The following is a 24,717-nucleotide window of genomic DNA, read 5'->3' as shown; positions in this document are numbered from 1 at the left end:
AGGGCGCCGACGGGAAAGTGCGGCTGAGGGGCCGCTCTTCAGAGAGGAATTCGACGACAATGGTCGCCACCACCACTTCGACCGGCGAAGGCTGGTCTTCGCGCACAGCCTTCATCCTTGCCGCAGTCGGGGCCGCAGTCGGTCTCGGGAATATCTGGCGCTTCCCGACCCTTGCGGGTGAAAGCGGCGGCGGGGCCTTCGTGTTTTTCTACATCGCCTGCGTCTTCCTGCTCGGCCTGCCGCTTGTGTTGTCGGAAATCTTCATCGGGCGCGTGGGGCAGACCGATGCGGTAGGATCCATCCGCAAGGTCGCCGCGCAATCGCAATCGTCACCGAGCTGGGCGATATTCGGGGCAATCGGCGCAATTGCCGCGTTCCTGATCGTCTCCTTCTATTCGGTCGTCGCCGGCTGGGTGCTGTATTACGCCGGCGTGATGGGCGGCGACCTGATCGATGCCATCATGGCTGGCGAGCCGTTCCGCGGTGCGCTGGCCGGAGAGGATCAGGCACAGATCCAGCAGCGGCTGGGCGATATGTTTGCCAGCCCGGGCCTGCTGCTTGCCATGCACCTCGCCTTCATGGGTCTGACGCTTTTCATCGTCGCGCGCGGGGTCAGCTCGGGCATCGAGAAGGCAGCGACCTATCTGATGCCGATGTTCTTCGTCCTGCTCGTCGGGTTGGTCATTTACGGCGCAATCGAGGGCGATATCGCCGAAACCGCGGCGTTCCTGTTCACGCCTGACTGGTCGAAGCTGACTCCGCAGGTAATGAACTCGGCTCTCGGGCAGGCGCTGTTTTCGCTTTCACTCGGCGTGGCGGGACTGATTACGTATGGCTCATACATCAAGGAGGGCAGCGGCCTCGGCTCGACATCGGCCCTGATTGCAGTGGCCGATACCGCGGTCGCGCTGCTCGCCGGCTTCATGATTTTCCCGATCGTCTTTGCCGTGGGCCTCGACCCGGCGGCCGGCCCGACGCTGGTCTTTCAGACCTTGCCCTTCGCTTTCCAGACCATGCCTGCCGGGGCGCTGTTCGGCTTCCTGTTCTTCGTCTTGATCCTTGTTGCTGCGGTGACGAGCTCGATCTCGCTGCTCGAGGTGCCGACCGCCTGGGGCATCGGAGAGCGCGGCTGGAGCCGCCACAAGTCGGCGCTGATCTTCGGCGGCGGCGCGTTCCTGATCGGGATTGCCTGCCTGCTTGGCTACAACGTCTGGTCGGATGTCCGCCCGCTCGGCTTCTGGTCGCTGTTCGCGGAAACCGACATCCTCGACACGGTCGACGGGTTTACCGGCAAGGTGATGCTGCCGGTCGGCGCGCTGCTGACCTCGATCTTCATCGGCTGGAAAGCGGACACGAACCTTCTGCGAACTACGACGGGACTTTCGCCCCTCGCATTCGGCATCTGGCGCCTCCTGATTGCCTGGCTCTGCCCGATCGCGGTGGCGATCATTCTGGTGACGGGGCTGTTCCCCAGCATTTTGGGGGCCTGATCAAAATTGCGCTTTTCGGGCGCGATATTTGCGAGTAATCGAGGCGTTCCGGCTGGCGGAGCGGGGGTGTCCCGCGGCGGGCCGGTGGAGCCAGCTGGCCACATATGATCCTCGACAGGGTGAAGCCGCTCGACGCGATACTCGCGGCGGCTGAGAAGAAGTCGCTGCATCGATCGCTCGGTGCGTGGCAATTGATGCTGTTCGGCATCGGATGCATCATCGGGACCGGGATATTCGTGCTCACCGCCGCCGGCGCGCAGAAGGCGGGGCCAGGCTTGATGCTGGCGTTCGTCATAGCCGGTGCCGTGTGCATCGTTGCGGCGCTTTGCTATGCCGAGATCGCCGCGATGATCCCGGTCGCAGGATCGGCCTATACCTACAGCTATGCGACGATGGGTGAGCTGCTCGCCTGGACGGTGGGCTGGGCGCTGATCCTGGAATACGCCATCGCCGCATCGGCAGTGTCGGTCGGATGGTCCGGGTATTTCTCCGGCACCATCCTCAACGAGTTCCTCGGCATTACGCTTCCACAATGGCTTTCCGCAGGTCCGCTTGCATTGGGCGGGGAACCGGGCGGCTTCATCAACCTGCCTGCTCTGGTAATTGCCCTGCTGGTAACGTGGCTCTTGATGATCGGGACAAGCGAGAGCGCCAAGGTAAATGCGGCACTGGTGGCCATAAAGGTCACCGCGCTCACTGCGTTCATCGGCCTCACCCTGACGAGCGCCTATTTCGATCCGGACAAGTTCAATCCGTTTCTGCCTGCGGGGGTTTTCGGCGGTTTCGGGACGGGTGTGGGCGCGGTCGGCGCAGCCGCGACGATCTTCTTCGCCTATGTCGGGTTCGACGCGGTTTCGACCGCTGCGGAGGAAACGAAGAACCCGCAGCGCAACGTTCCGATCGGGCTGGTCGGTTCGCTGGTCTTCTGCACGGTCTTCTACATTCTCGTCGCGGCCGGGGCGATCGGGACGATCGGCGGTCAACCGATCATGGGGCCGGGCGGCGTTCCGTTTCCCGCAGGCTCGGAAGAGCTGGCCCGGCAGTGCGCGCTTCCCGCTTATTCGGGCGCTCTCGTCTGCTCGGACGAGGCGCTGGCGCATGTGCTGCGGCAGATCGGATTTTCGGGTATCGGCAATTTGCTCGGCATTGCAGCCTTTCTCGCGCTCCCTTCGGTGATCCTCGTGCTGCTGTTTGCGCAGACGCGCATTTTCTTCGTGATGAGCCGCGACGGGTTGCTCCCGGCTGGCTTGTCGAAAGTGCATCCGCGGTGGAAGACGCCTTACGTTGTCACGCTTCTCACCGGTGCAATCGTGGCCGTGGGTGCGGCTTTCTTTCCGGTCGGGCAATTGGCCGATATTGCCAATGCCGGAACGTTGTATGCCTTTGCGATGGTCGCGGTGGCAGTGATGGTTCTGCGGCGGACGGCTCCGGATCGGCCGCGCGACTTCCGGACACCCATGCTATGGTTCGTCGGCCCTGCCACTATCTTCGGTTGTGCGTTTCTCTTCCTCAACCTGCCGTTGGAAGCCATGCTCGTATTGCCATTGTGGTCGGCGATAGGCCTGCTGGTCTATTTCGGATACAGCCGCAGGATGAGCCATCTGGCCCAGGGGATAGTAGAGGTTGTCGACGATATCGCGGGCGAGGAGACGATGATCCCGATCGATCCCGCCCCACGGAGCGACTGAAAAATTAAAAAGGGCCGCCCGGTAAGGAGCGGCCCTTTGCGACTCGTTTTGTTATTGTTGGTCGATCTTAGAGGTCGACCTTCTTGGCATGCTGTTCTTCGGCTTCGTCGTGGACGGTCATGCCGAGCGCCATCTTGGCAGTGTTGAGCATGCCGAGATCGCCGTTCCAGATCTCTGCGGTGCCGAGGTCCATGCGCAGGAACAGGATGTCGGGATCGTCCTTGCCGCCATCGTACCAGGCTTCGACGAAGTTGTTCCAGAAGTGGTCGAAACGCTCCTTGCTGGTTTCGACTGCAAGCGTACCGCCGAAGCGGGCAAACATTTCGTGGCCCTTGCCGGCGAAGGTCGCGGTGGCGTTGCCGAGCTTTGCGAAATCGCTGTGCTTGTGCGTGAAGAACCACACCGAGCTGTTCGCGTCCTTGTCGAGCTGTGCGGTCATCGGCACTGCAGTGTCGGGCTGTCCGTCGAGTTCGAGGAAGACGAAGGGCGAATCGGCCATCGCCTTCCAGAATTTGGTCTTGAGTTCGTCGGCATTGCCTTCGGCATATTTCATGTGGGGTCCTTTCGGTCGTTTGCCTGTGCAACGTGCGGCAAAGGCGATGCGTTCCGGGGCATGGCGACAAGGCGGAACTACCCGATTGCGAATCGATCCGTGTTGGAACATATTAGGAACAAATGAGTCGTTCCGTCATGCCTTCCGCCACCGCCTCCCTGCCGCTGGCCTCGCTCGTCGATGCCGGTACCATCGCGGCGCGGAATAGTTCGCGTTGGCGGCCGGGCCTGGCGGCAGCGGGCAGGGCGGCGCTACATAGCGAGGTGTTTGCCTCGCCGAATGAAGCGGCCGGAGCGGGAGCGGCGCTGGCCCTGGCGCTCGACGATTGGCGAAACCTGCCTCGCGGCGAAGGTCGCGGCGATGCTCACGCCGTGACTCCCGCCGAGTCCGACACCCGGCCAGTCCTGTGGGTGCAGACGCGCGATGCGGCGCGGCTTTCCGGGCGTCCTTACCGGGCAGGCCTGCCCAAGGAAGTGCGCGACCGGTTGATCCACGTGCTCGCCGATACCGCGCAAGATGCGCTTTTCGCTTTGGAAGAAGGCGTCCGCTGCCGGGACATCGCCTGGGTTATGGGCGAGATCGCGGGCAATCCGAAGGCGCTCGATTTCACAGCCTCGCGCCGCCTCACGCTGGCGAGCGAGAAATACGGCGTGCCGCTGTTCCTCGTCCGGCTCGATGCGGCGCGCGACCTGTCGTCGGCCCGGATGCGCTGGGATGTCAGCTCTGCCGCCTCCGACGCGCCCCGGTGGAATGCGCAGGCTCCCGGTGCGCCGGTCTGGCAGGCCGAGCTGTTCCGGGCACGCGGGCATGCGCCGGGCGAGTGGCTGCTGCAGGAGCAGGGCGGGGCACTGAAAGCCCGACGCAAACGGCAGGCGGACAATGATACCGGCGCGCTCAACTGGACTGCGGGGCTTCAGCGGCGGCGACTGTCGCAGCAGGCATGAGCGCGCTTGCCGGCGACCTCGGGTCGTCCCGCCGCATCCTCTCAATCTGGCTGCCTGCATTTGCGATCGACCGTTGGCGGATCGTCACGCGAGAGGCCGGAGGCGAACTCGATAGCGGGCCGCTAGTGCTGATTGCCGACACGGCGCACGGCCCGCGGATCGAGGCCGCCAATCGCCTCGCCATGGATGCCGGCGCGCGTCGGGGCATGATGCTGGCCGATGCCCGCACGCTGTGCCCGGAAATCTCGACCGCACCCAGCGACCCAACGGGCGATCTGGCGTTCCTCGAACAGCTTGCCGTCCGGGCGCAGCGCTGGGGCCCGTGGTCGGCGATGGACGAACCCGACGGCCTGCTGGTGGACGTGACCGCCGTCGCGCATCTGTTCGGCGGGGAAGAGGCGCTGCTGGAGGACGTGTGCGCGGGTTTCGCCCGGCGCGATCTCGCCATCCGTACAGCCATTGCGCCCACCGCAGGGGCAGCCTGGGCGCTGGCGCATTTCGGCTGGGCCGGGGCGATCGTGGATCGCGAGCTGGAGCCTATGCTGGCCGACCTGCCCGTCGCGGCGCTGCGGCTTGGCAGCGATGTGCTCACCGTCCTGCGCCGCCTCGGCCTCAAGCGGATCGGCGACATTACAACTATCGGGCGCGACGCGCTCCAGCGCCGGTTCCGCAAGCGCAAGGTGCCCGAGGCCAACCCGCTGCTGCGCCTCGACCAGCTGCTCGGGCGGATTCCGGAACCGCTCCTCCCGGTAATAGAACATCACGCGCCGCTCACCCAGCGGCGCCTGATGGAGCCGATCCGTCACCGCACTCTGCTCGATCAGGTGGTGAACGATCTTGCCGATGACATGGCACAGCTTCTCGAGAGCAAGGGGCTGGGCGCGCGGGGGTTGGAACTGGGGTTGTGGCGGGTCGATGGCGAGGTTGCAGTGCGCAGGCTGGAGATGTCCGCCGCCACGCGCGATCCCGCGCATATCTGCCGCCTGTTTGCCGCGCGGCTCGACGATATCGAGGCGGGCTTCGGCATCGAACTGCTGCGCCTGCGAGCCAGCTGGACGGAGCCGCTCGCTCTGGCACAGGGCGATATCGAGGCGCAGGCGGAAAGCCCCGGCACCTCGCTCGCCACCTGTATCGACCGGCTGACGGTGCGGCTCGGCCCCAAGGCGGTCAGCCGCCCGGTGCCTTTCGCCAGCCACATCCCGGAGCGCGCGCAGCGCTGGAAGCCGCCGCTGGAGCGGGAGCCACCGACGCAAGGGGTGCTGGAATTCCACGCCCGCCCGCTGAAGATGCTCGACACGCCGGAGCGCATCGCCGTGCTCTATGCTTCGCCCGACGGCTACCCTCAGCGCTTTCGCTGGCGCGGCGGCGTGCACGAAGTCGCGCGGGTCGAAGGGCCGGAGCGGATCGCACCCGAATGGTGGCGCGAGCGCGGTTCGGTCCGCCTACGCGATTACTACCGGATCGAGGACGAGCGAGGGCGGCGCTACTGGATCTATCGCCAGGGCATCGCCGGAGACGGACGGGGCGGCCCGCCGGACTGGTTCCTGCAGGGGCTCTGCGCCTAGCTTTCGGACACCAGGAACGCGCGGCGCGAGCGCTTCTGGCCGAGGGGTATGTTGCTGAAATTCGCCACCGGGCCGGTCTCGACTTCGACCGTCTGGACCGTGGCGTCCACTGCTGCTTGCGGAATGCTGCGCTCGAACACCAGCCCGCAGCTACCGTCGCGGCTCCATACCACCTTGCACCAGTGTTCCTGATCACCCCAGGCGAGCAGCCCGGAAATGCCGCTGGCCGGCAAGTCCTCTGCCTCAAAACATGCGCCGTCGAGCGACAGATCGCGCAACCGACCGCATCGTTCGCCGCCAAGCAAGCGAAGCGACGCGGGGCAGTCGACGGAATGCCGCCGACTGGTGCGTCGTTCGGATTGGCACGCGACCTGTTTTCTCTGGAATAGCGCCATGCGGTGCCCCCTTACCGGACGTCATCGCGGGGTTCTGGTTACTGCGACCTTTTCCGACACGGTAAATAAACTTTAGGGATACCCGCCCGGCACCTTGCCGGACGGGTATCGCATTCAGGGGCGATCGAAGAAGTCCACACGCCCATCGTCGAGATCGTAATAAGCACCGACGACTTTCAGTTTCCCGGCTCGCTGCGGCTCGAGCAAGATGGGGTCGGTATGCTGTCGAAGCTGCCGTACGACACGGCTAACGTTGGCGCGCACCGAATTGTCGAGCAGATCGCCGTCCTTGTCACGGACAGAGAGGACCGCGGGGATGATCGGTTCGATCATGGGGCCGATGGAACCCGGGAATGTCGCATTGTCCGTCACGACTTCGGTCGCCGCTTTGACGGCACCGCAACTCTCGTGTCCCATCACGACCACGAGGGGGACATTCAGCACCGCCACGGCATATTCGATCGACCCGAGGGCGACCGTGTCCACAGTATTCCCGGCATTGCGAATGATGAAAAGCTCCCCCAGTCCGCGACCGAACAGGAGTTCGGGCGGCACCCGGCTATCGGAGCATGTTACATAGGCAGCGAAAGGCTGTTGCCCGGCGGCGAGATCGAGCCGCCGTTGGGAACTGGTCAAGACGCTCGTACGGCCGCCGGTAAGGAACTGTTCGTTGCCTCGTCTCAATAGTTCGAGTGCCTGGTCGGGGGTGAGGTCGGAAGCCGGCGGCGCAGGTTCGGGCATTGCCGGATTATCCTGCGCCAGGGCAGAATTACCGCCCAGCAAGGCGGCGGCGCTGGCGGCCCCCGTTGCACCAAGCATGGATCGACGAGATATCATAACCACTCTCCTTTGGCGCCCGAAGTCAGAGTGGGTCGGGCGCTGGTTTGCTTTATCGCCAGGGGCGATCGCTCAACGTCCGACATCACGAGCACATCGCGCTCGCCAGAGGGGCCCGGTCCGTGCAATTTTTACGCTGTTCTGGCGTGGGAGTTCCCGCGGTCGCAGCATTTTGCTGTTGGAAAAACGTGCGAGAGAACATATAAAGAACATATGGCGTCGCAAACCATCCTCCAGAAGCTCGAGATCCTCGCCGATGCGGCGAAATACGATGCGTCCTGCGCGTCGTCAGGTACGGCGAAGAAGAACAGTCTGGGCGGCAAGGGGATCGGTTCGACCGAGGGAATGGGCATCTGTCACGCTTATGCGCCCGATGGCCGCTGCATCAGCCTGCTCAAGATCCTGCTGACCAATCACTGCGTGTTCGACTGCCATTACTGCGTCAATCGCAAGAGCTCGAACGTGGCGCGTGCGCGCTTCACGCCGCAGGAAGTGGTCGACCTGACGCTCGCCTTCTACCGGCGCAATTATATCGAAGGGCTGTTCCTGTCGTCGGGCATCGTGAAGAGCTCGAACCACACGATGGAGCAGATCGTGGAAGTCGCCCGCATCCTACGGGAAGAACACGATTTTCGCGGCTACATCCACCTCAAGACCATTCCCGAAGCCGATGCCGAGATCGTCCATCAGGCGGGGCTCTATGCCGACCGTGTGTCGATCAATGTCGAGCTGCCGACCGACAGTGGCCTCACCCGCCTCGCGCCCGACAAGGATGCGCGCCAGATCGAAGGCGCGATGGGCAAGGTGAAGGCCGACCTCGTCGAGGCGAAGGATGCGCGCAAACGCTTCCGCCATGCGCCGCGCTTCGCGCCTGCGGGCCAGTCCACGCAAATGATCGTCGGCGCCGATGCGGCGAGCGATGCCGATATCGTGGGCAAGGCGAGCCGGCTCTACGATAATTTCCGTCTGCGCCGGGTCTATTACAGCGCTTTCTCGCCGATCCCCGACGCCAGCGCGGTGTTGCCGCTGAAGCGCCCGCCGCTGATCCGCGAGCATCGGCTCTACCAGTCGGACTGGCTGATGCGTTTCTATGGCTACAAGCCGACCGAGGTGATGCAGGCGACCGAGGCGGACGGGAATTTGCCACTCGACATCGATCCCAAGCTCGCGTGGGCGCTCAAGTTTCGCGAGCAGTTCCCGCTCGATGTGAACCGTGCCAGTCGCGAGCAATTGCTGCGCGTGCCGGGCCTCGGCGTAAAGGCGGTGAACAAGATTATCGCCAGTCGTCGCCATCGCAATCTGCGGCTCGACGATGTGGCGCTTCTGACGCAATCGATCACCAAAGTGCGGCCGTTCATCTGCACCGTGGACTGGCGCCCGATCACGCTGACCGACCGCGCGGACCTGCGCAGCCTGCTCGCGCCGAAGTCCGAGCAGCTGGAACTGTTCGCGGCATGAGGTCCTCAAGCAGCCTCTCAGGCGTGAAGCTCGGCACTTATTACGTGGTGCACATGCCGGAGCCGGACGATTTCGACTTCTGGCGGGAGCGGGCGCGCGGGCTGATCCAGTGCGATGTCCCGCCCGACCGGATCGCCTGGGTCGAACCGGGCGGTAGCGGCGACCTGTTCGCGCATGGGAAGCGCCGCATGCCGGTGCCGCCGAAGGATGCCCCGCCGGTGCGCGCCAACCGCCGCTTCGTCAGCTTGGCGCGCAATGCCGCACTTCACTCCGATCCAGAGCGTTTCGCTCTCCTCTACCGCCTGCTCTGGCGATTGCAGGCCAATCCGCGGATCATGGAGGACAAGGCGGACCTCGATATCCGCAAGCTGGAAGAGCTCGACAAGAACGTGCGCCGCGACAGTCACAAGATGCACGCCTTCGTCCGCTTTCGTCTGGTCGAAGATGAAGAGGGCGGTGAGCATTACGTCGCCTGGTTCGAGCCCGACCACCACATCCTGCGCGCCAATGCTGGCTTCTTCATGCGGCGTTTTTCCAATATGCGCTGGTCGATCCTGACGCCGCGCGGCTCGCTGCATTGGGATGGCGAGACGATGGCGGAAGGCCCGCCTGCCGACCGCAGCGATGCGCCGAGCGGCGATCCGACCGAGGATCTGTGGCGCAGCTATTATGCGTCGATCTTCAACCCTGCGCGTTTGAAGATCGGGGCGATGCTGAAGGAAATGCCCAAGAAATATTGGAAGAACATGCCCGAAGCCGCGCTCATTCCCGAGCTGGTGGCGGGTGCGCAGAAGCGGGAAAGTGCGATGGTCGAGAAGGGAACGCTGGAATTCGAGGAGCGGCCCGAAACGCTCGCAGCGATCGACAAGGCGATCCATGCCTGCCGCAAGTGCCCGATCGGCCAGCTCGACAACCACGCGGTGATGGGCGAGGGGCCGCAGGATGCCGCGCTGATGATCGTTGGCGAACAGCCGGGCGATCAGGAGGATCAGCAGGGGCGGCCCTTCGTGGGGCCGGCGGGCCAGCTGCTCGACGCGCATCTGGAGAAGGTCGGGATCGACCGGCGTACGGCTTACGTCACCAATACGGTCAAGCATTTCAAATATGTCCAACGCGGCAAGCGGCGAATCCACCAGTCGCCCGGCGCGAAGGAGATCGACACCTGCCGCTGGTGGATCGAAAGCGAGCGCGCGATCGTGCAACCGAAACTGATCCTCGCCATGGGCGCGAGCGCGGCGCGCGGCATGCTAGGCAAGACTGTCAGCATCACCAAGGTCCGCGGCGAACCGATTGCGCTCGAAGACGGCAGTGAGCTGTGGGTGATGGCGCATCCATCCTACCTCCTGCGGCTCGACGGACCTGCGCGCGAAGAGCAGGCGCGCCTGTTCGATGCCGATCTTGCTGCAGTGAAGGAGCGGCTCGAGGAACTGGCCGGGTGATGGTATGCCGGAGAACGACCACCAGATCCCGAAGCGCAGGATCGATGTCGATCCCGACCTCGTAAGGACGCCGCAGCGCGCGCCTTTCGTCGAGCTTGGCCTCGTTTCCTGCTTCAGCTTCCTGCGCGGCGCGTCCGATGCGGTCGATCTGGTCGAGCGGGCCTATATGCTCGGTTACGATGCAATCGGGATTGCGGATGCCAACACCATGGCCGGTGTTGTGCGCATCCATAGCGAGGCGAAAACTCTTAAGTTGAAACCGCTTATCGGCTGCAGGATAGAAACGGTCGAAGGTTTCGCCTTCCTCGCCTATCCCAGGGATCGCGCCGCTTACGGGCGTCTGTGCCAGCTGATTTCGCAGGGACGCATGGCCACGCTGGAGGGTGAGTGGCAGGCCAAGGGTGAGTGCCACATCTCGCTGGCCATGCTCGCTGCGCAGAGCGAGGATGTGCAGCTGATCCTCGTGCCGCCGCGCGATCTTGGGCAGCGTTTCACGATTGCGATCCCGAGCAATGTCGTGCCGTTTCGCCAGGCGGATACAGGGGAGGAAGTCAAAACCCAGTGGACGCAGGTCGAGGGTGACCTGGCCGACCTTCTTCCGCACGTAACCCGCCAGCTGCCAACATTGCGCTATATCGCCGCGAGCTACCTTTACACGGCCAGCGATATCGAACGGATCGAGCGGCTCGATCATTTCGCACAGGCCAACGATCTGTGCATCCTCGCCACCAACGACGTGCATTACGCCACGCCCGACAAGCGGCCCCTGCAGGACGTGATGACCGCCATCCGCCACAAGACTACGGTGGCCGAGGCCGGGCACCTGCTGTTCGGCAATGCCGAGCGGTACCTCAAGTCGCCTGCCGCCATGGTCCGCATGTTCGCCCGCTGGCCACATGCCATCGCCGCCACGCGCGAAGTGGCCGATGCCTGCGATTTCAGCCTCGACACGCTGAAATACGAATATCCCGAAGAGCTCTATCCCGGCGGCGTCGATCCGCAGGGCTATCTCGAAAGCGAAACCTGGAAGGGGGCCGCCTGGCGCTATCCGCAAGGCATTCCCGACAGCTTGCGGGAAACGCTGAACAAGGAACTCGCGCTGATCGGAAAGATGCAGCTTGCGCGTTATTTCCTGACCATCAAGGATATCGTCGATTTCGCGCGCAACAAGGTCGATCCGCCGATCCTGTGCCAGGGGCGGGGGAGCGCGGCCAATTCGGCGGTCTGCTACTGCCTCGGCATCACCAGCGTCGATCCGGAAAAGCACCAGCTCCTGTTCGACCGCTTCATCTCCGAAGACCGCAAGGAGCCGCCCGATATCGATGTCGATTTCGAGCATGAGCGCCGCGAGGAGGTGATCCAGTATCTCTACAGAAAATACGGCCGCCATCGGGCCGGGCTGTGCGCCACGGTGATTCACTACCGACCGCGCATGGCAATTCGCGAGGTGGGCAAGGCGATGGGCCTGTCCGAGGATGTCACCGCCGTGCTGGCACGCACCGTCTGGGGCGGGTGGGGCCGCACGATCGACGAAGGCCATGTCGAGAACGAAACCGGCCTCGACCTCACCGACCCGCATTTGCGCCGCGTGCTCAAGCTGACCGAGCAGATGATCGGCATGCCGCGCCATCTCAGCCAGCATGTCGGCGGCTTCATCCTCACCGACGGCCCGCTGACCGAGATGGTCCCGATCGGCAACGGTGCCATGCCCGACCGCAGCTTCATCGAGTGGGACAAGGACGACATCGACGATCTCGGCATCCTCAAGGTCGACGTGCTTGCCCTCGGCATGTTAACTTGCATCCGCAAGGGTCTGAAACTGCTCGAAGATCATCATTGCGAGAGCTACCAGCTCGCGACCATCCCGCGCGAGGATCCGGCGGTCTACGACATGCTGTGCACGGGCGATTCGCTCGGCGTGTTCCAGGTCGAAAGCCGAGCGCAGATGAACATGCTCCCGAGGCTCCGGCCGCGCGAATTCTACGATCTCGTCGTGCAGGTCGCCATCGTGCGGCCCGGGCCGATCCAGGGCGACATGGTTCACCCCTATCTCAAGCAGCGCCGCCGGGCGCGCGAGGGCAAGACCGATTTCTACCTGCCGTCGCCCGCGCCGGAGCACGGTCCGCCCGACGAGCTCTCGTCGATCCTCGAGCGGACCTATGGCGTCCCGATCTTCCAGGAACAGGCGATGAAGATCGCCATCGACGCTGCGAAATTCAGCTCGAAGGAGGCGAACCGCTTACGCAAGGCCATGGCGACCTTCCGCAGCCGCGGCATGGTGAACGAGCATCAGGACATGATGGTCGGCCGCATGATCGAACGCGGTTACGATGCCGAATTCTCCGCACGCTGCTTCGAGCAGATCAAGGGTTTCGGCGAATACGGCTTCCCGGAAAGCCACGCCGCCAGTTTTGCGCACCTCGTCTATGTGTCGAGCTGGATGAAGTGCCATTATCCGGCGGCCTTCGCCTGCGCGCTGCTCAATTCGCAGCCGATGGGCTTTTATGCCCCGGCGCAGATCGTGCGCGATGCGCGCGAACATGACGTCACGGTGCTGCCCGCCGACGTCAATCTGTCCGACTGGGACTGCACGCTGGAAGAGTGCGAGGGCGAGATCGCCTTGCGCCTCGGCCTCAGGCAGGTCGACGGCTTGCGCGAGGCCGTGGCGGCACGGCTGATCGGGGAGCGCGAGGAACGGGGGCCCTATGCCGACGTCACGGCGCTGCGGGACCGTGCCCGCATCGGCCCTTCGCATGTCGAGCGGCTTGCCAGCGCCGATTGCTTCGGTTCGATCGCGCTGTCGCGACGTCAGGCGCTGTGGGATGCGCGCAGCCTGATTCCCGAGCCCGACCTGCCGCTGTTCGCCGCCGCGGCGGAGCGGGAGGAAGGTGCCGAAACGTCGGCCACGCAGCTGCCTTACATGCCGCTGAGCGAGGAAGTCGTGGCGGATTACCAGACCACGCGGCTCAGCCTGAAGGCGCATCCGATGTCGTTCCTGCGCGAGGATCTGGATGCGCGCGGCTTCGTGCGTGCCTGCGACCTGCGCGAGCGCAAGTTCCGCTCCACCGTCAACGTGGCGGGCGTGGTGCTGATCCGCCAGCAGCCGGGCAGCGCCAAGGGAGTATGCTTCATCACGCTGGAGGACGAGACCGGCGTCGTGAACCTCGTCATCTGGCCTGATCTCAAGGCCCGCCAGCGCAAGGTGGTAATGGGTGCGCGGCTGATGGAAGTGCGGGGGCGCGTGGAATATGACGACGAGGTCGTACACGTCATCGCCCAGCACATGACCGATGCGACGCAGGATCTCCACCGCTTGTCGGACGATCTGCTGGTCGCGCCGATCGCGCGGGCGGATCATGTGAACAGCCCGCTCCCGTCGCAGTGCAAGGCGGGATGGGAAAACCCGGCCGGGAGTGCCGATGCTCCGGCTTCCGAAACCACGGCGAAGCCGCCGCCGAAGGACGACTGGCAAGACCCGCCGCCGGGAAATCGCGAATGCGGTTGGGGGGGGCGGCATCCGCGCGATGTGCGCGTGATCCCGAAATCGCGCGACTTCCATTGATGCGGGAGCGAACCGCGCCGCAAGCGGTTTGGTCCGGTATGCAGGTCGGCAGCACTAATCGATGAAAATTGACATATCCCGCCACATCGGCCGCTTTCGTGCCGACCGTCGCGTAGCAATCCTGTTGGTGCTAATCGGCTTGGGGCTTGCCGGCCGGGTGTGGCTGGCCGAGCATCCCGAGCATAACCCCTGGGCACCGCTCGACCTGCGTGACCCCGTGGGGTGGGCGACGGAAGCGAAGCTCCTCGCACTGCGAGACGATCCCGCACAATGTCGCGCCGCGCTGGAGCGGAGCGAGATTGCTTTCACCGCGCTCGATCCCGCAGGAGAGGGAGCCTGCAGGCGCGAGGACCGGACGCGGCTCGACGGGTACCCTCTGTCGCCCTCGACGCCCGCCATGACGTGTCCGACGACGGTAGCACTCTATCTGTGGGAACGCGATGTGCTCGAGCCATTGGCGCTGGAGCTCTTCGATAGCAAAATCGAACAACTTGAGCACCTTGGAGCATATTCCTGCCGCCGCCTATACGGTCGAGACGAGGGGCCTTGGAGCGAGCATGCGACGGCCAATGCCATCGATATTGCCGGCATCCGGTTAACCGACGGGACGCAAATCAGCGTGCTCCGGGATTGGGATGTGGACGGCCCGAAAGCGGAATTCCTGCGCCGCGCCCGCGACGGAGCCTGCGACAGTTTCGCAACCGTCCTGAGCCCCGACTACAACGCCGCCCATGCCGACCATTTCCATCTCGATATGAGCGCCCGCTGGCGGGGCGTATGCCGATGATCAGCGCGGCGAGGCGCAGTCGATCATGCGCGATTCCGAATGGTTGTCGCTTTGTTCGAGGCTTTCGCAAGGCGCCTTGGTCAGCAAAACGCCGTAGCGATCGGTCGACATGAGGATCGTATCGTCATCGACCTTCTCCAAACGCGGATTGGAATGGAGCACCTTCATTACGTCCCACCTCGCCGGCAAGTCGGGGTTGAACGGCTTTTCCGTCAGTGGCTCGCAGTCGGTTGCGCTGGGCGGCAGCGCCGGACCATCAATTTTTTCGACGACTCCAGCTTCTGTGTACCGATAGGCAAGGTTGAATTGCGAGCAGCGTGAGTATTCCGCCTCGATCCCGTCGAAGACAATCCGTCCGGGCACATCGGACAAGCCGATCCCGGCATGGCCACCCTGCTCGATGTAATGCGTGATTCCGACAATGCGCCACTCGCCGAGCAAATCCTGCGGCGGCAGCAAATAGGCAAGTCGTCGCTGAGCAGGCCGCTCAAGTAGCAACTGCGTGTCCCCGGCAGTGAGCAGCAGTCGGCCGTCCGGCAACCGCTCTACTGTCGGATTGCGGTCGAAGAAGGTGAAAAGCTGTCGATCCCGTTCCTCCCTCTCGGGTCCGCAGCCGATCTCGGTCTGAAAGCGTTGGCCGGGCGACGACAAGAAGCGCCCGTCGTGCACGGTTCCCGATGCGCCCGAGTAGTTGCATTCGATCTGCAAGCTTACGCTCTTATCACCGAAATCGGCGAAAGCGGCACGGGTCGAACCCGACAGGCGGCGCGGCTCATGGCCGTCGAAATTGACGATGTCCCACTCGCCGAGAATATCCTGGCTACTGGCGACCGGTTCGACTTCCACAGTGGTGCGGCTTGGGTCGACCGGGGTAGTCGTCAGCGGCGCAGGCTCTCCCATCTGCTGCACGGCAGGCACGCACGCGAAAAGTGTCGCGGTGGCGCAGGTGGCACCAAGCGCGCAGATCAGGCGCTCGATCGGCGAGGATTGTTGCATCCTCTGGAGTTTGCACGCTTAGCCTTGTCGCAGGCTGAACGGTCAGGCTTCGAGGGAATATCCCGCACTGCGGACCGTTCGTACCGGATCCTTAGCACCGTCGATCTCGATGGCCTTGCGCAGGCGGCGGATGTGGACGTCGACGGTCCGCAGCTCGATTTCGCTTTCGGTACCCCAGACGCCGTCGAGCAACTGACCGCGGCTGAATACCCGGCCCGGGCTCTCCATGAAGAACTTGAGCAGCCGGTACTCGGTCGGGCCCAGTTGCACGCCCTGGCCGCGGCGAGTGACCTTATGCGCGACCGGGTCGAGCACGATGTCGCCCACCGCGATCGTCTCACCGGCGAGCACGGGCCGAATACGCCGCATCACGGCTGCGACGCGCGCCAGAAGCTCGCGCGGGCTGAACGGCTTGGTGAGGTAGTCGTCGGCTCCGGTATCGAGGCCACGGACCCGGTCGTCTTCGGTCTCGCGCGCTGTGAGCATGATGATCGGCACATGCGCCGTTTCCTTGTCACGCCGCAGGCGACGGCAGACTTCGATCCCGCTGGTGCCTTCGATCATCCAGTCGAGGATGACGAGATCGGGGGTTTCCTCTGATGCCATCAGCAGCGCCTCATCGCCATCGGCGGTAGTGCGCACGTCGTAGCCTTCATTGGCGAAACGATATTCGAGCAGTTCGGAGAGGGCCGGATCGTCCTCTACCAGCAATAGCTTGGCCGCGTTCAAATCCTTGCCTTCCCGCGATGATTCCTTGTCGGGCATGGCAGTATGACCTTCGCGCTACAGAATTGTGTCAGTCGTCTTCGTCGGGCGGATATGTTCCGACGGCGGCGAAGTGGACCATCTCCGCGACATTGGTCGCATGGTCGCCGATGCGTTCGAGGTTGCGCGCCACGAACAGTAGCTGCGCCGCGCTCGAAATTGTTGAAGGATTTTCGACCATGTGGCTGACGAGATTGCGGAAAATCGAGTTGTAGAAGGCGTCCACCTTCTCGTCCGCGGCAATGACCTCGCGCGCCAATTCGGCATCGCGTGCGGCATAGGCGGTGAGCACATCGTGCACCATCTCGCTTGCAACTTCGGCCATTGCGGGCAGGAGGGTGAGCGGCTCGAACTGCTTGCGGTTGGAGCCGATTTCCTTGCTCGCCTTGGCGATGTTCTTGGAATAGTCGCCGATCCGCTCGACCACGCCGGCGATCTTCAGGGCGGCGATGACTTCGCGAAGGTCGTCCGCCATGGGTGCGCGCAATGCGATGATGCGCACAGCCAATTTGTCGACTTCGCTTTCGAGCACGTCGATCTTCTTGTCGGCCTTGACGATCCGATCGGAAAGCTCGTCGTCGCCTTTCACCAGCGCATCGATCGCCTGCTGGATGGCCGCCTCGGCGAGGCCGCCCATCTCGGCGATCAGGCCGCGCAGGCGCGTGATGTCTTCGTCGAAGGCCTTGACGGTATGTTCTTGAATGGAATCCATGGTCTTATCCGTACCGTCCAGTGATGTAATCCTGGGTGCGCTGCTCCAGCGGATTGGTGAATATGTCAGAAGTACGACCGTATTCCACCATCTTTCCCAAGTGGAAGAAAGCCGTGCGCTGGCTGACGCGGGCAGCCTGTTGCATCGAGTGGGTCACGATCACGATGGCATAGCGGCCGTTGAGTTCCGCAATCAGCTCTTCGATTTTCGCCGTCGCAATCGGGTCGAGTGCCGAACACGGCTCGTCCATCAGGATGACTTCCGGATCGACCGCGATGGCGCGCGCAATGCACAGGCGCTGCTGCTGGCCGCCGGAAAGCGCTGTGCCGCTGTCTTGCAGACGGTCTTTTACTTCTTCCCACAGACCCGCACGCTTCAGCGAGCGTTCGACGATGGCATCGAGTTCGTCCTTGCCCTCGGCAAGACCGTGGATCTTGGGCCCGTAAGCGATGTTTTCGTAGATCGATTTGGGGAAGGGATTGGGCTTCTGGAACACCATCCCGACCCGGGCGCGAAGTTGCACCACATCCATCTTGGAACGGTAGATGTCTTCGCCGTCCAAAGTGATCTCGCCCTCGACCCGCGCCGAGGGAATGGTGTCGTTCATCCGGTTCAGCGTGCGGAGGAAGGTCGACTTGCCGCAGCCCGACGGGCCGATAAAGGCCGTCACATACTTGGTCGGAATTTCGATCGACACCTCGTCGATCGCCTTCTTGTCGCCGTAGAACACGGAGACGTCGCGCGCGCTCATCTTGGCGTCGGTCGCTTCAAGGTTTTCGTGTACTACGGTCACCAGCTTTTCTCGAATTTGTTGCGCAGGTAGATTGCGAGTCCGTTCATCAGGAGCAGGAACAGCAATAGCACGATAATCGCCGCGCTGGTGCGTTCCACAAAGCCGCGGTCGATTTCATCGGACCACAAGAAGATCTGCATCGGCAGGACTGTGGCCGGAGACGTAAAGCCGTCTGGCGGTGTCGCCACGAAAGCGCGCATGCCGATCATCAGCAGCGGAGCGGTCTCACCGAGGGCGCGAGCCATGCCGATAATCGTGCCGGTAAGGATACCGGGAAGGGCGAGAGGCAGGACGTGATGGAACACGACTTGTACCGGCGAGGCGCCGACGGCCAGCGCGCCGTCGCGGATGCTCGGCGGGACGGCCTTGATCGCATTCCGGCCCGCGATGACGATCACCGGCATGGTCATTAGGGCCAGCGTCATGCCGCCGATCACCGGCGCGGAGCGCAGGTTCGGGAAGATCGTCAGGAATACGGCGAGCCCGAGCAGTCCGAAGATGATTGACGGGACCGCGGCGAGGTTGTTGATCGACAGCTCGATGATGTCGGTCCATTTGTTCTTCGGCGCGTATTCCTCGAGATAGAGCGCCGCCAGCACGCCGATCGGGAAAGCTAACAACAGCGTGACCACCATTGTCAGCATCGAGCCCTTGAGCGCGCCCCAGATGCCGACTTGCTGCGGATTGGTGGCGTCGGCGCGGGAGAGGAACCCCGGGTCGAAATTCTTGCCGATCCGGCCCTGCTCGTAGAGCGAGTTCGCCAGCGCCTGCATCTCCGGCGAGCCTTCGCCTTCGTACCCGGAAGCCAGGTCGGCCGAGGCTGGCAGCGAGAAGGTCACTTGTTCGCGCAGGATGCCTGGATCGGCTGCAATTGCCGCCGCTACATCGCGCCACGCCTGACCGCCGAGCTGCTCGGCTGCCTCGTCGCCGAGTGCCTCGGTGGCGAAATACTGCACGACATCGGGCAGTCCTTGCGCTTCGAGAGACTGGACTGCTCCCGACTGCGCCATGGTCGAGGCATCGGCGGATATGCCGGCCTGCGTAAAATCGATCGGCACTTCCACTTCGACGCGCTGGAAGCCGCCGATGCCGTTGATCGTCATCGTGCCGAGCAGGAACACCAGCACTGCGACCGAGAACAGGATCGCGCCGAGGCCGATTGCCTTGAAACGGCGTTCGGCGGCGTAGCGCTTCTTTAGCCGCGCTTCGAAGGCGGCGGTGCGCGTCGGGGCGCGCATGGTGGCGGCCTCTTCACTCATAAGCTTCGCGATACCGTTTGACGACGCGCAGGGCGACAAAATTGAGGCCGAGGGTGACCATGAAGAGCACGAAACCCAGCGCGAAGGCGCTCAGCGTGGCCGGATGATCGAAGCTGCCTTCACCCGTAAGCATGGCGACGATCTGCACGGTCACCGTGGTCATCGATTCGAGCGGATTACCGCTGAGGTTTGCGGCGGTCGAGGCTGCCATCACCACGATCATCGTCTCGCCGATCGCGCGGCTGATGGCCAGCATGACGCCTGCCACGATGCCGGGCAGTGCTGCCGGCACTAATACACGGCGGATGGTTTCATTGGTGGTCGCGCCCATCGCCAGGCTGCCGTCGCGCATGGATTGCGGGACCGCCGCGATGCTGTCGTCGGCCATCGAGCTGACGAAGGGAATGATCATCACGCCCATGACCAGGCCTGCCGCCAGCGCGCTTTCGCTGGAGGGGTTGGAAGCGCCGAGATCGATGGCAAGGTCGCGGATCGCAGGCGCGATGGTGAGTGCCGCGAAATAGCCATAGACCACGGTCGGCACGCCAGCGAGGATCTCGAGGGCAGGCTTCACCCACGAACGGACCCTCGGATTCGCATATTGCGTGAGATAGATCGCGCTCATCAATCCAAGCGGGATCGCAACGATCATGGCGATGATCGCACCGATGAATAGCGTACCCCAGAACAGCGGAATCGCGCCGTAGCGGGATGCATCCGGATTGTCTGGATTGGCCATGGGGTCCGGCCCCCAATGGGTACCGAACAGGAAATCGATCGGCGAAACCATGCCGAAGAAGCGCACGGTTTCGAAAATGAGGCTGGCGAGGATACCGATGGTCGTCAGGATGGCGACCAGCGATGCGGCCAGCAGGATCGCCATCACAATCCGCTCCACCCGCGTACGCGCGGCAAAGTCCGGCTTGAGACGCAAGAATGCCCACGTGCCCGCAAGGAATGCGATCAGCAAGGTAACCACTATGCCGATCGTGTTGTAATAGGACAGCGCATCCCTGAACGGCTCGACCAGATCCCGCGCCTGCGGATTGAAAACGGCAGGCGCCGCTCCTGTCGCGACCGCGCGGGCTTCGTTGAGAATCGTCTGGCGCTGGAACCCGAATGCGGGAAGATCGGCGGCCGCCGGGCTGGAGAGCACAGCCTGGCTGATGAGACCGGGCGCGATCGCGCTCCACAATGCGACGAAGGCGAGGAGGGGCAGCACGATCCAGAGCGCGACATACCACGCATGGTAGGTCGGCAGGCTCGACAGCCGCCCGTCAGCGCTTTCGCGGCGGAGCGTCCAGGCGCGCGCGCGGGCCGCCAACCATCCGGCGAGCCCGAGGCCGAGGGCCAGGAGAAGCAGGATGGTCGGTGACATACGCTAGTGTGCTTGCCTTACTTCAGCTGCGCGCCGTCGAGCGTGGTGTACTCGGTCGCCGCCTTGGTGTTGGCCGCCATAACGTCGTCAGGCGATGCGACAAGCCCGATCTTCGAGAGTTCCCCGCCTTTGCCCCACATGGTGGTCCACTGGGCAAGGTATTCGCGCAGGCCCGGAATGGCATCGAGGTGGGCCTTCTTCACATAGACGTAGAGCGGACGGGCACCGGGATAGTCGAAGTTGGCGATGTTCTCGTAGGTCGGCTCGACGCCGTTCATCGGCAAGCCTTGGACCTTGTCCGCATTCTCTTCGAGATAGCTGTAGCCGAAGACGCCGACGGCCTTGGGATTGCCTTCGATTTTCTGGACAATGAGGTTGTCCTGCTCGCCCTGGTCGACATAGGCCCCGTCCGATCGCACTTCGGTGCACAGCTGTGCGTGACGATCTTCGTCGCTGTCCTTGAGCGCCTTCATTTCGGCATTGGTGTCGCAGCCTACTTCGAGGACCAGTTCCTTCAGTGCATCGCGCGTGCCCGACGTGCTGGGTGGCCCGTAAACGAGGATCGGCTCGTTGGGGAGCGACGGATCGACGTCGGACCAGGTTTCGTTGGTCTGCTCTTCGCCATAGGGATTTGCAGCAAGCGCTTCGTACACATGCTGCGGGGTCAAATTCATCATGATTCCGCCCTGCGCCGATGCGAAGGCGATACCGTCGAGGCCGACCTGGATTTCCGTGATTTCGTTGACGCCATTGGCCTGGCAGTCGGCAAATTCGCTGGCCTTCATGCGGCGCGAGGCATGGGTCATGTCCGGCGTATCTGCGCCGACGCCCGAGCAGAACAGGTTCATGCCGCCGCCGGTGCCGGTCGATTCGATGATCGGGCTCTTGTAGTCGGGGTTCGAGCGCGCGAAGGCTTCGGAGACGGCCTTGGCGAAGGGGAACACCGTCGAGGAGCCGACCGCACGGATCGAATCGCGCGAAGCGGAATCGCCCGCACCGCCGCCGCAAGCGGCGAGAGCGGCAGCCGAGACTGCAGCGAAAATGAAGGATTTGGTCTTGGTCATGATAGATCCCTTACGTGTTAACTAGCGGCGCATAAGCGCTTCGATGTTACAGGGTTGCGACAGAAGTCTGACCGCGGATCAGAAGTCCACTTGGGCACGCACGCCGAAGGCGTCCACGGAATAGGATGTGTCACCGTCGGCGGTCGGGATGACGGCGTTGTCATATTCCAGCAGGCCGTAGTTGACGCCGAAAAGGACGTAGGCGGTCGGCTTCCAGATCAGCGAGGCGAGGTAGCCGTTCTGCGTCCCACCGAGGACGCCCGCGTCGTTGAGATCGAGATAATCGTAGCGCAGGTTGAACTGCACCGATCCGATGCCCCCCTTGCCGACGGGATTGGACGGCTTGGTCCGATCGAACTTGCCGCCCTTATAGCCGCGCGTATCGCCTGCCGTCAGGTAGTAGCCAAGTTCGGCATAGCCGCCGAAGAAGGTCGGATCCTCCGTCGCGCCGGGCATGTTGACGGTCTGCCAGAAGCCTTCGGCGGCGGCATGAAACGGACCGGCGATCGCGGCGGCTTCTAGGCCCAGTCCGAACTCGCTATCGGCACCGAGATTGCCGGTGTTGACGAAACGCTCCGAGGTAAAATGCACCAGCGGGCGCTGGCGGTAACGGACGGTCGCGCCCACTTCGTCGATGTCGTTGTAATGGACCGAGCCGCCCAAGTGCAGCTGGGCATCGCCCATCGCGGGCATAATCACGAGACGACCGTCGACACCGCGGTTCTTGGTTTCAGTGTCGTCGAAATTGTCGGTGAAGACACCGGCCTGGGCGAGGACGATACCGGCTTCGTAGGCTACCGAGGCACCGATGCGGCGCTCGAAGCCGAAGGCGTCGGTAAAGGCGGCGCGTTCGATGAAGGTCGTGTGCAGACTGCTGGTCAGCTCTTCGAGCGACTGAAAATTATTTTGGTGGCCGATTGCGATTTCGAGGGGTCCGTCCCCGTAAGTGAGGATCGCATCCGCAACGTCGATTTCGTTGCCCGCGAAGTCTACCTCGAACTTGTAGCCGAAGCCGCCCGGGATATCGCCCGAGGCCCCGAGGCGCGCCCGGCGGACTTCGTTGCCGAAGCCGTCGACCGCACCCGTGGAATTCGGTGCATTGGTGAAACCAGCGTCGTACATCAGGCGACCGCGCGGCTTGAAGCTCCAGCCATCGTTCTTGGCGAGTTCCTCGACGACCGGATCGGCCGCCGACTCGGCAGCTGCAGAAGTGGCAGCGATGACCTCGTCCTGCGCCGTGTTGACCTGTTTCGCCGCCGCGAGCTCGCTTTCGAGCTGGTCGATGCGGGCGTTCATCGCCTGGAGCTGCGCGCGCATGGCTGCCAGCTCGTCGGAAGACACCGTGACATCCTGCGCGAGTACGGGGGTGGCCATCGTGCAGCTGAGCGCTGCCGCTGCCACGGAGAGGCGAATCATGCGGTTCATTGGAGTTCCTTGGACGGGAATGTTTCGATCCGGCGACGCCCCTATGACCGGCAAATTACACTATTGTGACAGCCCATGGACGCGGTCGTACTCGACAGAGGGACAAGCTGTGGACCATCGGTGAACTTTCGCTCGTTGAGAAGCGTCAGTTGCCCGACTCTTCGTTGTCCAACGGCAGCGTAACCGTGACGCGGGTGCCTTCGCCAACAGTGCTTTCCACATCGAGCCGTCCGCGGTGGCGCTCGACGATATGCTTGACGATGGCGAGGCCGAGGCCGGTTCCGCCCGAAGCGCGGCTACGACCGGGATCGGTGCGATAGAAGCGCCGCGTGAGGTGCGGAATATGCTCGGCAGCGATGCCATCACCCCTGTCCGTGACCGTCAGTCGCACCCGATTGTCGCCGCGCGGATGCAAGCGGATCGTCACAGGCTGGTCGGCGTGGCCATATTTAAGCGCGTTGTCGACGAGGTTGCGGACGAGCTGCTCGAGCTGCTGGGCATCGCCGCGGATGAAGAACTGGCCACTTGTCGCGACGTCGAGGCGATCGAGGCGTTCGTTACCGGCACCGTCCCGCGCGGCCGATTCCACCAGACCCGAAAGCTCGATGCGCGCGCTTGGCAGATCGTGCTTTTCCGCCTCGATCCGTGACAGGGACATTAGATCGCTGACTAGATTTTGCAGACGCTTCGCCTCGCGCTGGATCGTATCGAGGAATCGGTCGGCGGTCTTCGTGTCCAGATTGCCCGCATCCTCGCTCAGGGTTTCGACGTAACCGATGATGGCCGCGAGGGGCGTGCGAAGTTCATGGCTGGCATTCGCGACGAAGTCCGTGTGTGCGCGGGAGATGTCGGCCTCGGCGGTCTTGTTGACAAATTCCACGACTGCCAGCTGATCGTCGAGCTTCTTGCGATTGATCCGCCAGATGTCGTTGCGGCGCGACAGGCCGCGCACAATCGCACTGCCGTCGGCATCGCGATCGAGCAAACGCACCGCCTCTGGTTGGCGCAGCGCCATTCGGGCATCCTGGCCAAGAATGTGCGAACCGAGCAGGCCTCGCGCTGCGAGATTGGCGATGGTGACGCGGTCGCGTTCGGTGATGATGATGGGCGTCTCGGAATGTTCGAACAGCTCGCCCATGGATTCCCGGGAAAAGCCTTTGCCATTCGTTTCGGGCTGAGGGGCAGGGGGCTCGGAATGCGCCAGCCAGAGCGACCCGGCCCACACGAGAAGGATCGTGACCACGTACAGCAGGTCCACACCGGCGAAGGCGAGTATGATGCACGTCGCGAGCGCAAGCAAAAGTCCCGGAAGTGGAAGGCGGGGCGCAACCATCGACAGGCCGCTTAGCGGCGCAACCACACGCGTGCCAACCACATTCGCAAAGTTGTCACATGTAAGGGAGTGGTGGTGACCCCTACGGGACTCGAACCCGTGTTTCAGCCGTGAAAGGGCCGCGTCCTAGACCGCTAGACGAAGGGGCCACATACCGGAGCGACACAATTCGGATCGCCGGAATGCAAAACGCCACCGTGGTGACCCCTACGGGACTCGAACCCGTGTTTCAGCCGTGAAAGGGCCGCGTCCTAGACCGCTAGACGAAGGGGCC

At 63.5% G+C, this 24,717-nt stretch carries 20 protein-coding genes and 2 tRNA genes; 8 read left to right on the top strand and 14 right to left on the bottom strand.

Translation table 11 applies throughout. The features are described from left to right. Positions 1 to 59 precede the first annotated feature (59 nt). A complete protein-coding gene (locus P8R33_RS00110; protein ID WP_278326966.1) occupies positions 60 to 1,490 on the top strand; it encodes a sodium-dependent transporter in 1,431 nt (476 codons plus the stop codon). A gap of 104 nt (positions 1,491 to 1,594) precedes the next feature. Further along, on the top strand, positions 1,595 to 3,178 hold the full coding sequence (locus tag P8R33_RS00105) for an amino acid permease (protein ID WP_278326965.1): 1,584 nt from the start codon (positions 1,595 to 1,597) through the stop codon (positions 3,176 to 3,178). Positions 3,179 to 3,245: 67 nt separating this feature from the next. Here P8R33_RS00105 and P8R33_RS00100 read toward each other — a convergent pair whose 3' ends face one another. Further along, on the bottom strand, positions 3,246 to 3,731 hold the full coding sequence (locus tag P8R33_RS00100) for a pyridoxamine 5'-phosphate oxidase family protein (protein ID WP_278326964.1): 486 nt from the start codon (positions 3,729 to 3,731) through the stop codon (positions 3,246 to 3,248). Positions 3,732 to 3,853: 122 nt separating this feature from the next. Here P8R33_RS00100 and P8R33_RS00095 point away from each other — a divergent pair, with 122 nt between their 5' ends. Both P8R33_RS00095 and P8R33_RS00090 read left to right on the top strand, forming a co-directional pair. Next, positions 3,854 to 4,675, top strand: coding sequence for a hypothetical protein (locus P8R33_RS00095; RefSeq protein ID WP_278326963.1), 822 nt, complete (start codon positions 3,854 to 3,856; stop codon positions 4,673 to 4,675). Then, a complete protein-coding gene (locus tag P8R33_RS00090; protein ID WP_278326962.1) occupies positions 4,672 to 6,240 on the top strand; it encodes a Y-family DNA polymerase in 1,569 nt (522 codons plus the stop codon). Before P8R33_RS00095 ends, P8R33_RS00090 begins: the two co-directional genes overlap by 4 nt. Here the strand turns inward: P8R33_RS00090 and P8R33_RS00085 are convergent. Continuing rightward, positions 6,237 to 6,635, bottom strand: a complete 399-nt coding sequence (locus P8R33_RS00085) for a PilZ domain-containing protein (RefSeq protein ID WP_278326961.1) — start codon at positions 6,633 to 6,635, stop codon at positions 6,237 to 6,239. The genes P8R33_RS00090 and P8R33_RS00085 overlap by 4 nt on opposite strands. A gap of 114 nt (positions 6,636 to 6,749) precedes the next feature. Then, positions 6,750 to 7,472, bottom strand: a complete 723-nt coding sequence (locus tag P8R33_RS00080; RefSeq protein WP_278326960.1) for a carbonic anhydrase — start codon at positions 7,470 to 7,472, stop codon at positions 6,750 to 6,752. 213 nt (positions 7,473 to 7,685) lie between these two features. On the opposite strand from P8R33_RS00080, the gene P8R33_RS00075 reads away from it, so the two are divergent. From P8R33_RS00075 to P8R33_RS00060, 4 genes are all read left to right on the top strand, one after another. Beyond that, the gene (locus P8R33_RS00075; protein ID WP_278326959.1) at positions 7,686 to 8,930 is read left to right on the top strand and encodes a putative DNA modification/repair radical SAM protein; all 1,245 of its coding nucleotides are present in this window, start codon (positions 7,686 to 7,688) and stop codon (positions 8,928 to 8,930) included. Beyond that, entirely contained in the window at positions 8,927 to 10,369 is a 1,443-nt protein-coding gene (locus P8R33_RS00070; RefSeq protein WP_278326958.1) for a UdgX family uracil-DNA binding protein, read from the top strand. The genes P8R33_RS00075 and P8R33_RS00070 overlap by 4 nt, the downstream gene beginning before the upstream one ends. 4 nt (positions 10,370 to 10,373) lie before the next feature. Continuing rightward, a complete protein-coding gene (locus tag P8R33_RS00065; protein ID WP_278326957.1) occupies positions 10,374 to 13,931 on the top strand; it encodes an error-prone DNA polymerase in 3,558 nt (1,185 codons plus the stop codon). A gap of 61 nt (positions 13,932 to 13,992) precedes the next feature. Next, complete coding sequence (locus tag P8R33_RS00060; protein ID WP_278326956.1) at positions 13,993 to 14,718, top strand: extensin-like domain-containing protein; 726 nt, start codon at positions 13,993 to 13,995, stop codon at positions 14,716 to 14,718. On the opposite strand, the gene P8R33_RS00055 is transcribed toward P8R33_RS00060, so the two are convergent. The 11 genes from P8R33_RS00055 to P8R33_RS00005 all read right to left on the bottom strand — a co-directional run bounded on the left by P8R33_RS00055 (position 14,719) and on the right by P8R33_RS00005 (position 24,717). After that, entirely contained in the window at positions 14,719 to 15,714 is a 996-nt protein-coding gene (locus P8R33_RS00055) for an META domain-containing protein (RefSeq protein WP_278326955.1), read from the bottom strand. 42 nt (positions 15,715 to 15,756) lie between these two features. Beyond that, positions 15,757 to 16,443, bottom strand: coding sequence for a phosphate regulon transcriptional regulator PhoB (gene phoB / locus P8R33_RS00050; RefSeq protein WP_278327902.1), 687 nt, complete (start codon positions 16,441 to 16,443; stop codon positions 15,757 to 15,759). A gap of 67 nt (positions 16,444 to 16,510) precedes the next feature. After that, a complete protein-coding gene (phoU, locus tag P8R33_RS00045) occupies positions 16,511 to 17,191 on the bottom strand; it encodes a phosphate signaling complex protein PhoU (protein WP_278326954.1) in 681 nt (226 codons plus the stop codon). 4 nt (positions 17,192 to 17,195) lie between these two features. Further along, positions 17,196 to 17,942: a phosphate ABC transporter ATP-binding protein PstB gene (pstB, locus tag P8R33_RS00040; RefSeq protein ID WP_278327901.1), complete on the bottom strand. Its 747-nt coding sequence runs from the start codon at positions 17,940 to 17,942 to the stop codon at positions 17,196 to 17,198. 38 nt (positions 17,943 to 17,980) lie between these two features. Continuing rightward, the gene (gene pstA / locus P8R33_RS00035) at positions 17,981 to 19,243 is read right to left on the bottom strand and encodes a phosphate ABC transporter permease PstA (RefSeq protein ID WP_278326953.1); all 1,263 of its coding nucleotides are present in this window, start codon (positions 19,241 to 19,243) and stop codon (positions 17,981 to 17,983) included. Next, positions 19,236 to 20,621, bottom strand: a complete 1,386-nt coding sequence (pstC, locus tag P8R33_RS00030) for a phosphate ABC transporter permease subunit PstC (protein WP_278326952.1) — start codon at positions 20,619 to 20,621, stop codon at positions 19,236 to 19,238. Before pstC ends, pstA begins: the two co-directional genes overlap by 8 nt. Before the next feature lie 17 nt (positions 20,622 to 20,638). Beyond that, complete coding sequence (locus tag P8R33_RS00025) at positions 20,639 to 21,685, bottom strand: substrate-binding domain-containing protein (protein WP_278326951.1); 1,047 nt, start codon at positions 21,683 to 21,685, stop codon at positions 20,639 to 20,641. Between the two features lie 78 nt (positions 21,686 to 21,763). After that, on the bottom strand, positions 21,764 to 23,110 hold the full coding sequence (locus P8R33_RS00020; protein ID WP_278326950.1) for an OprO/OprP family phosphate-selective porin: 1,347 nt from the start codon (positions 23,108 to 23,110) through the stop codon (positions 21,764 to 21,766). Positions 23,111 to 23,255: 145 nt separating this feature from the next. After that, a complete protein-coding gene (locus P8R33_RS00015; protein ID WP_278326949.1) occupies positions 23,256 to 24,368 on the bottom strand; it encodes a sensor histidine kinase in 1,113 nt (370 codons plus the stop codon). Positions 24,369 to 24,516: 148 nt separating this feature from the next. Then, positions 24,517 to 24,592: transfer RNA gene (locus P8R33_RS00010), tRNA-Glu, on the bottom strand. A gap of 49 nt (positions 24,593 to 24,641) precedes the next feature. After that, a tRNA-Glu gene (locus tag P8R33_RS00005) sits at positions 24,642 to 24,717 on the bottom strand.

It is taken from the genome of Qipengyuania flavescens (assembly GCF_029688735.1).
In the GTDB taxonomy this organism is placed as follows: domain Bacteria; phylum Pseudomonadota; class Alphaproteobacteria; order Sphingomonadales; family Sphingomonadaceae; genus Qipengyuania.
The sequence above is the reverse complement of the archived record's forward strand: the minus strand, read 5'-3'. Positions and strand labels throughout refer to the sequence as shown.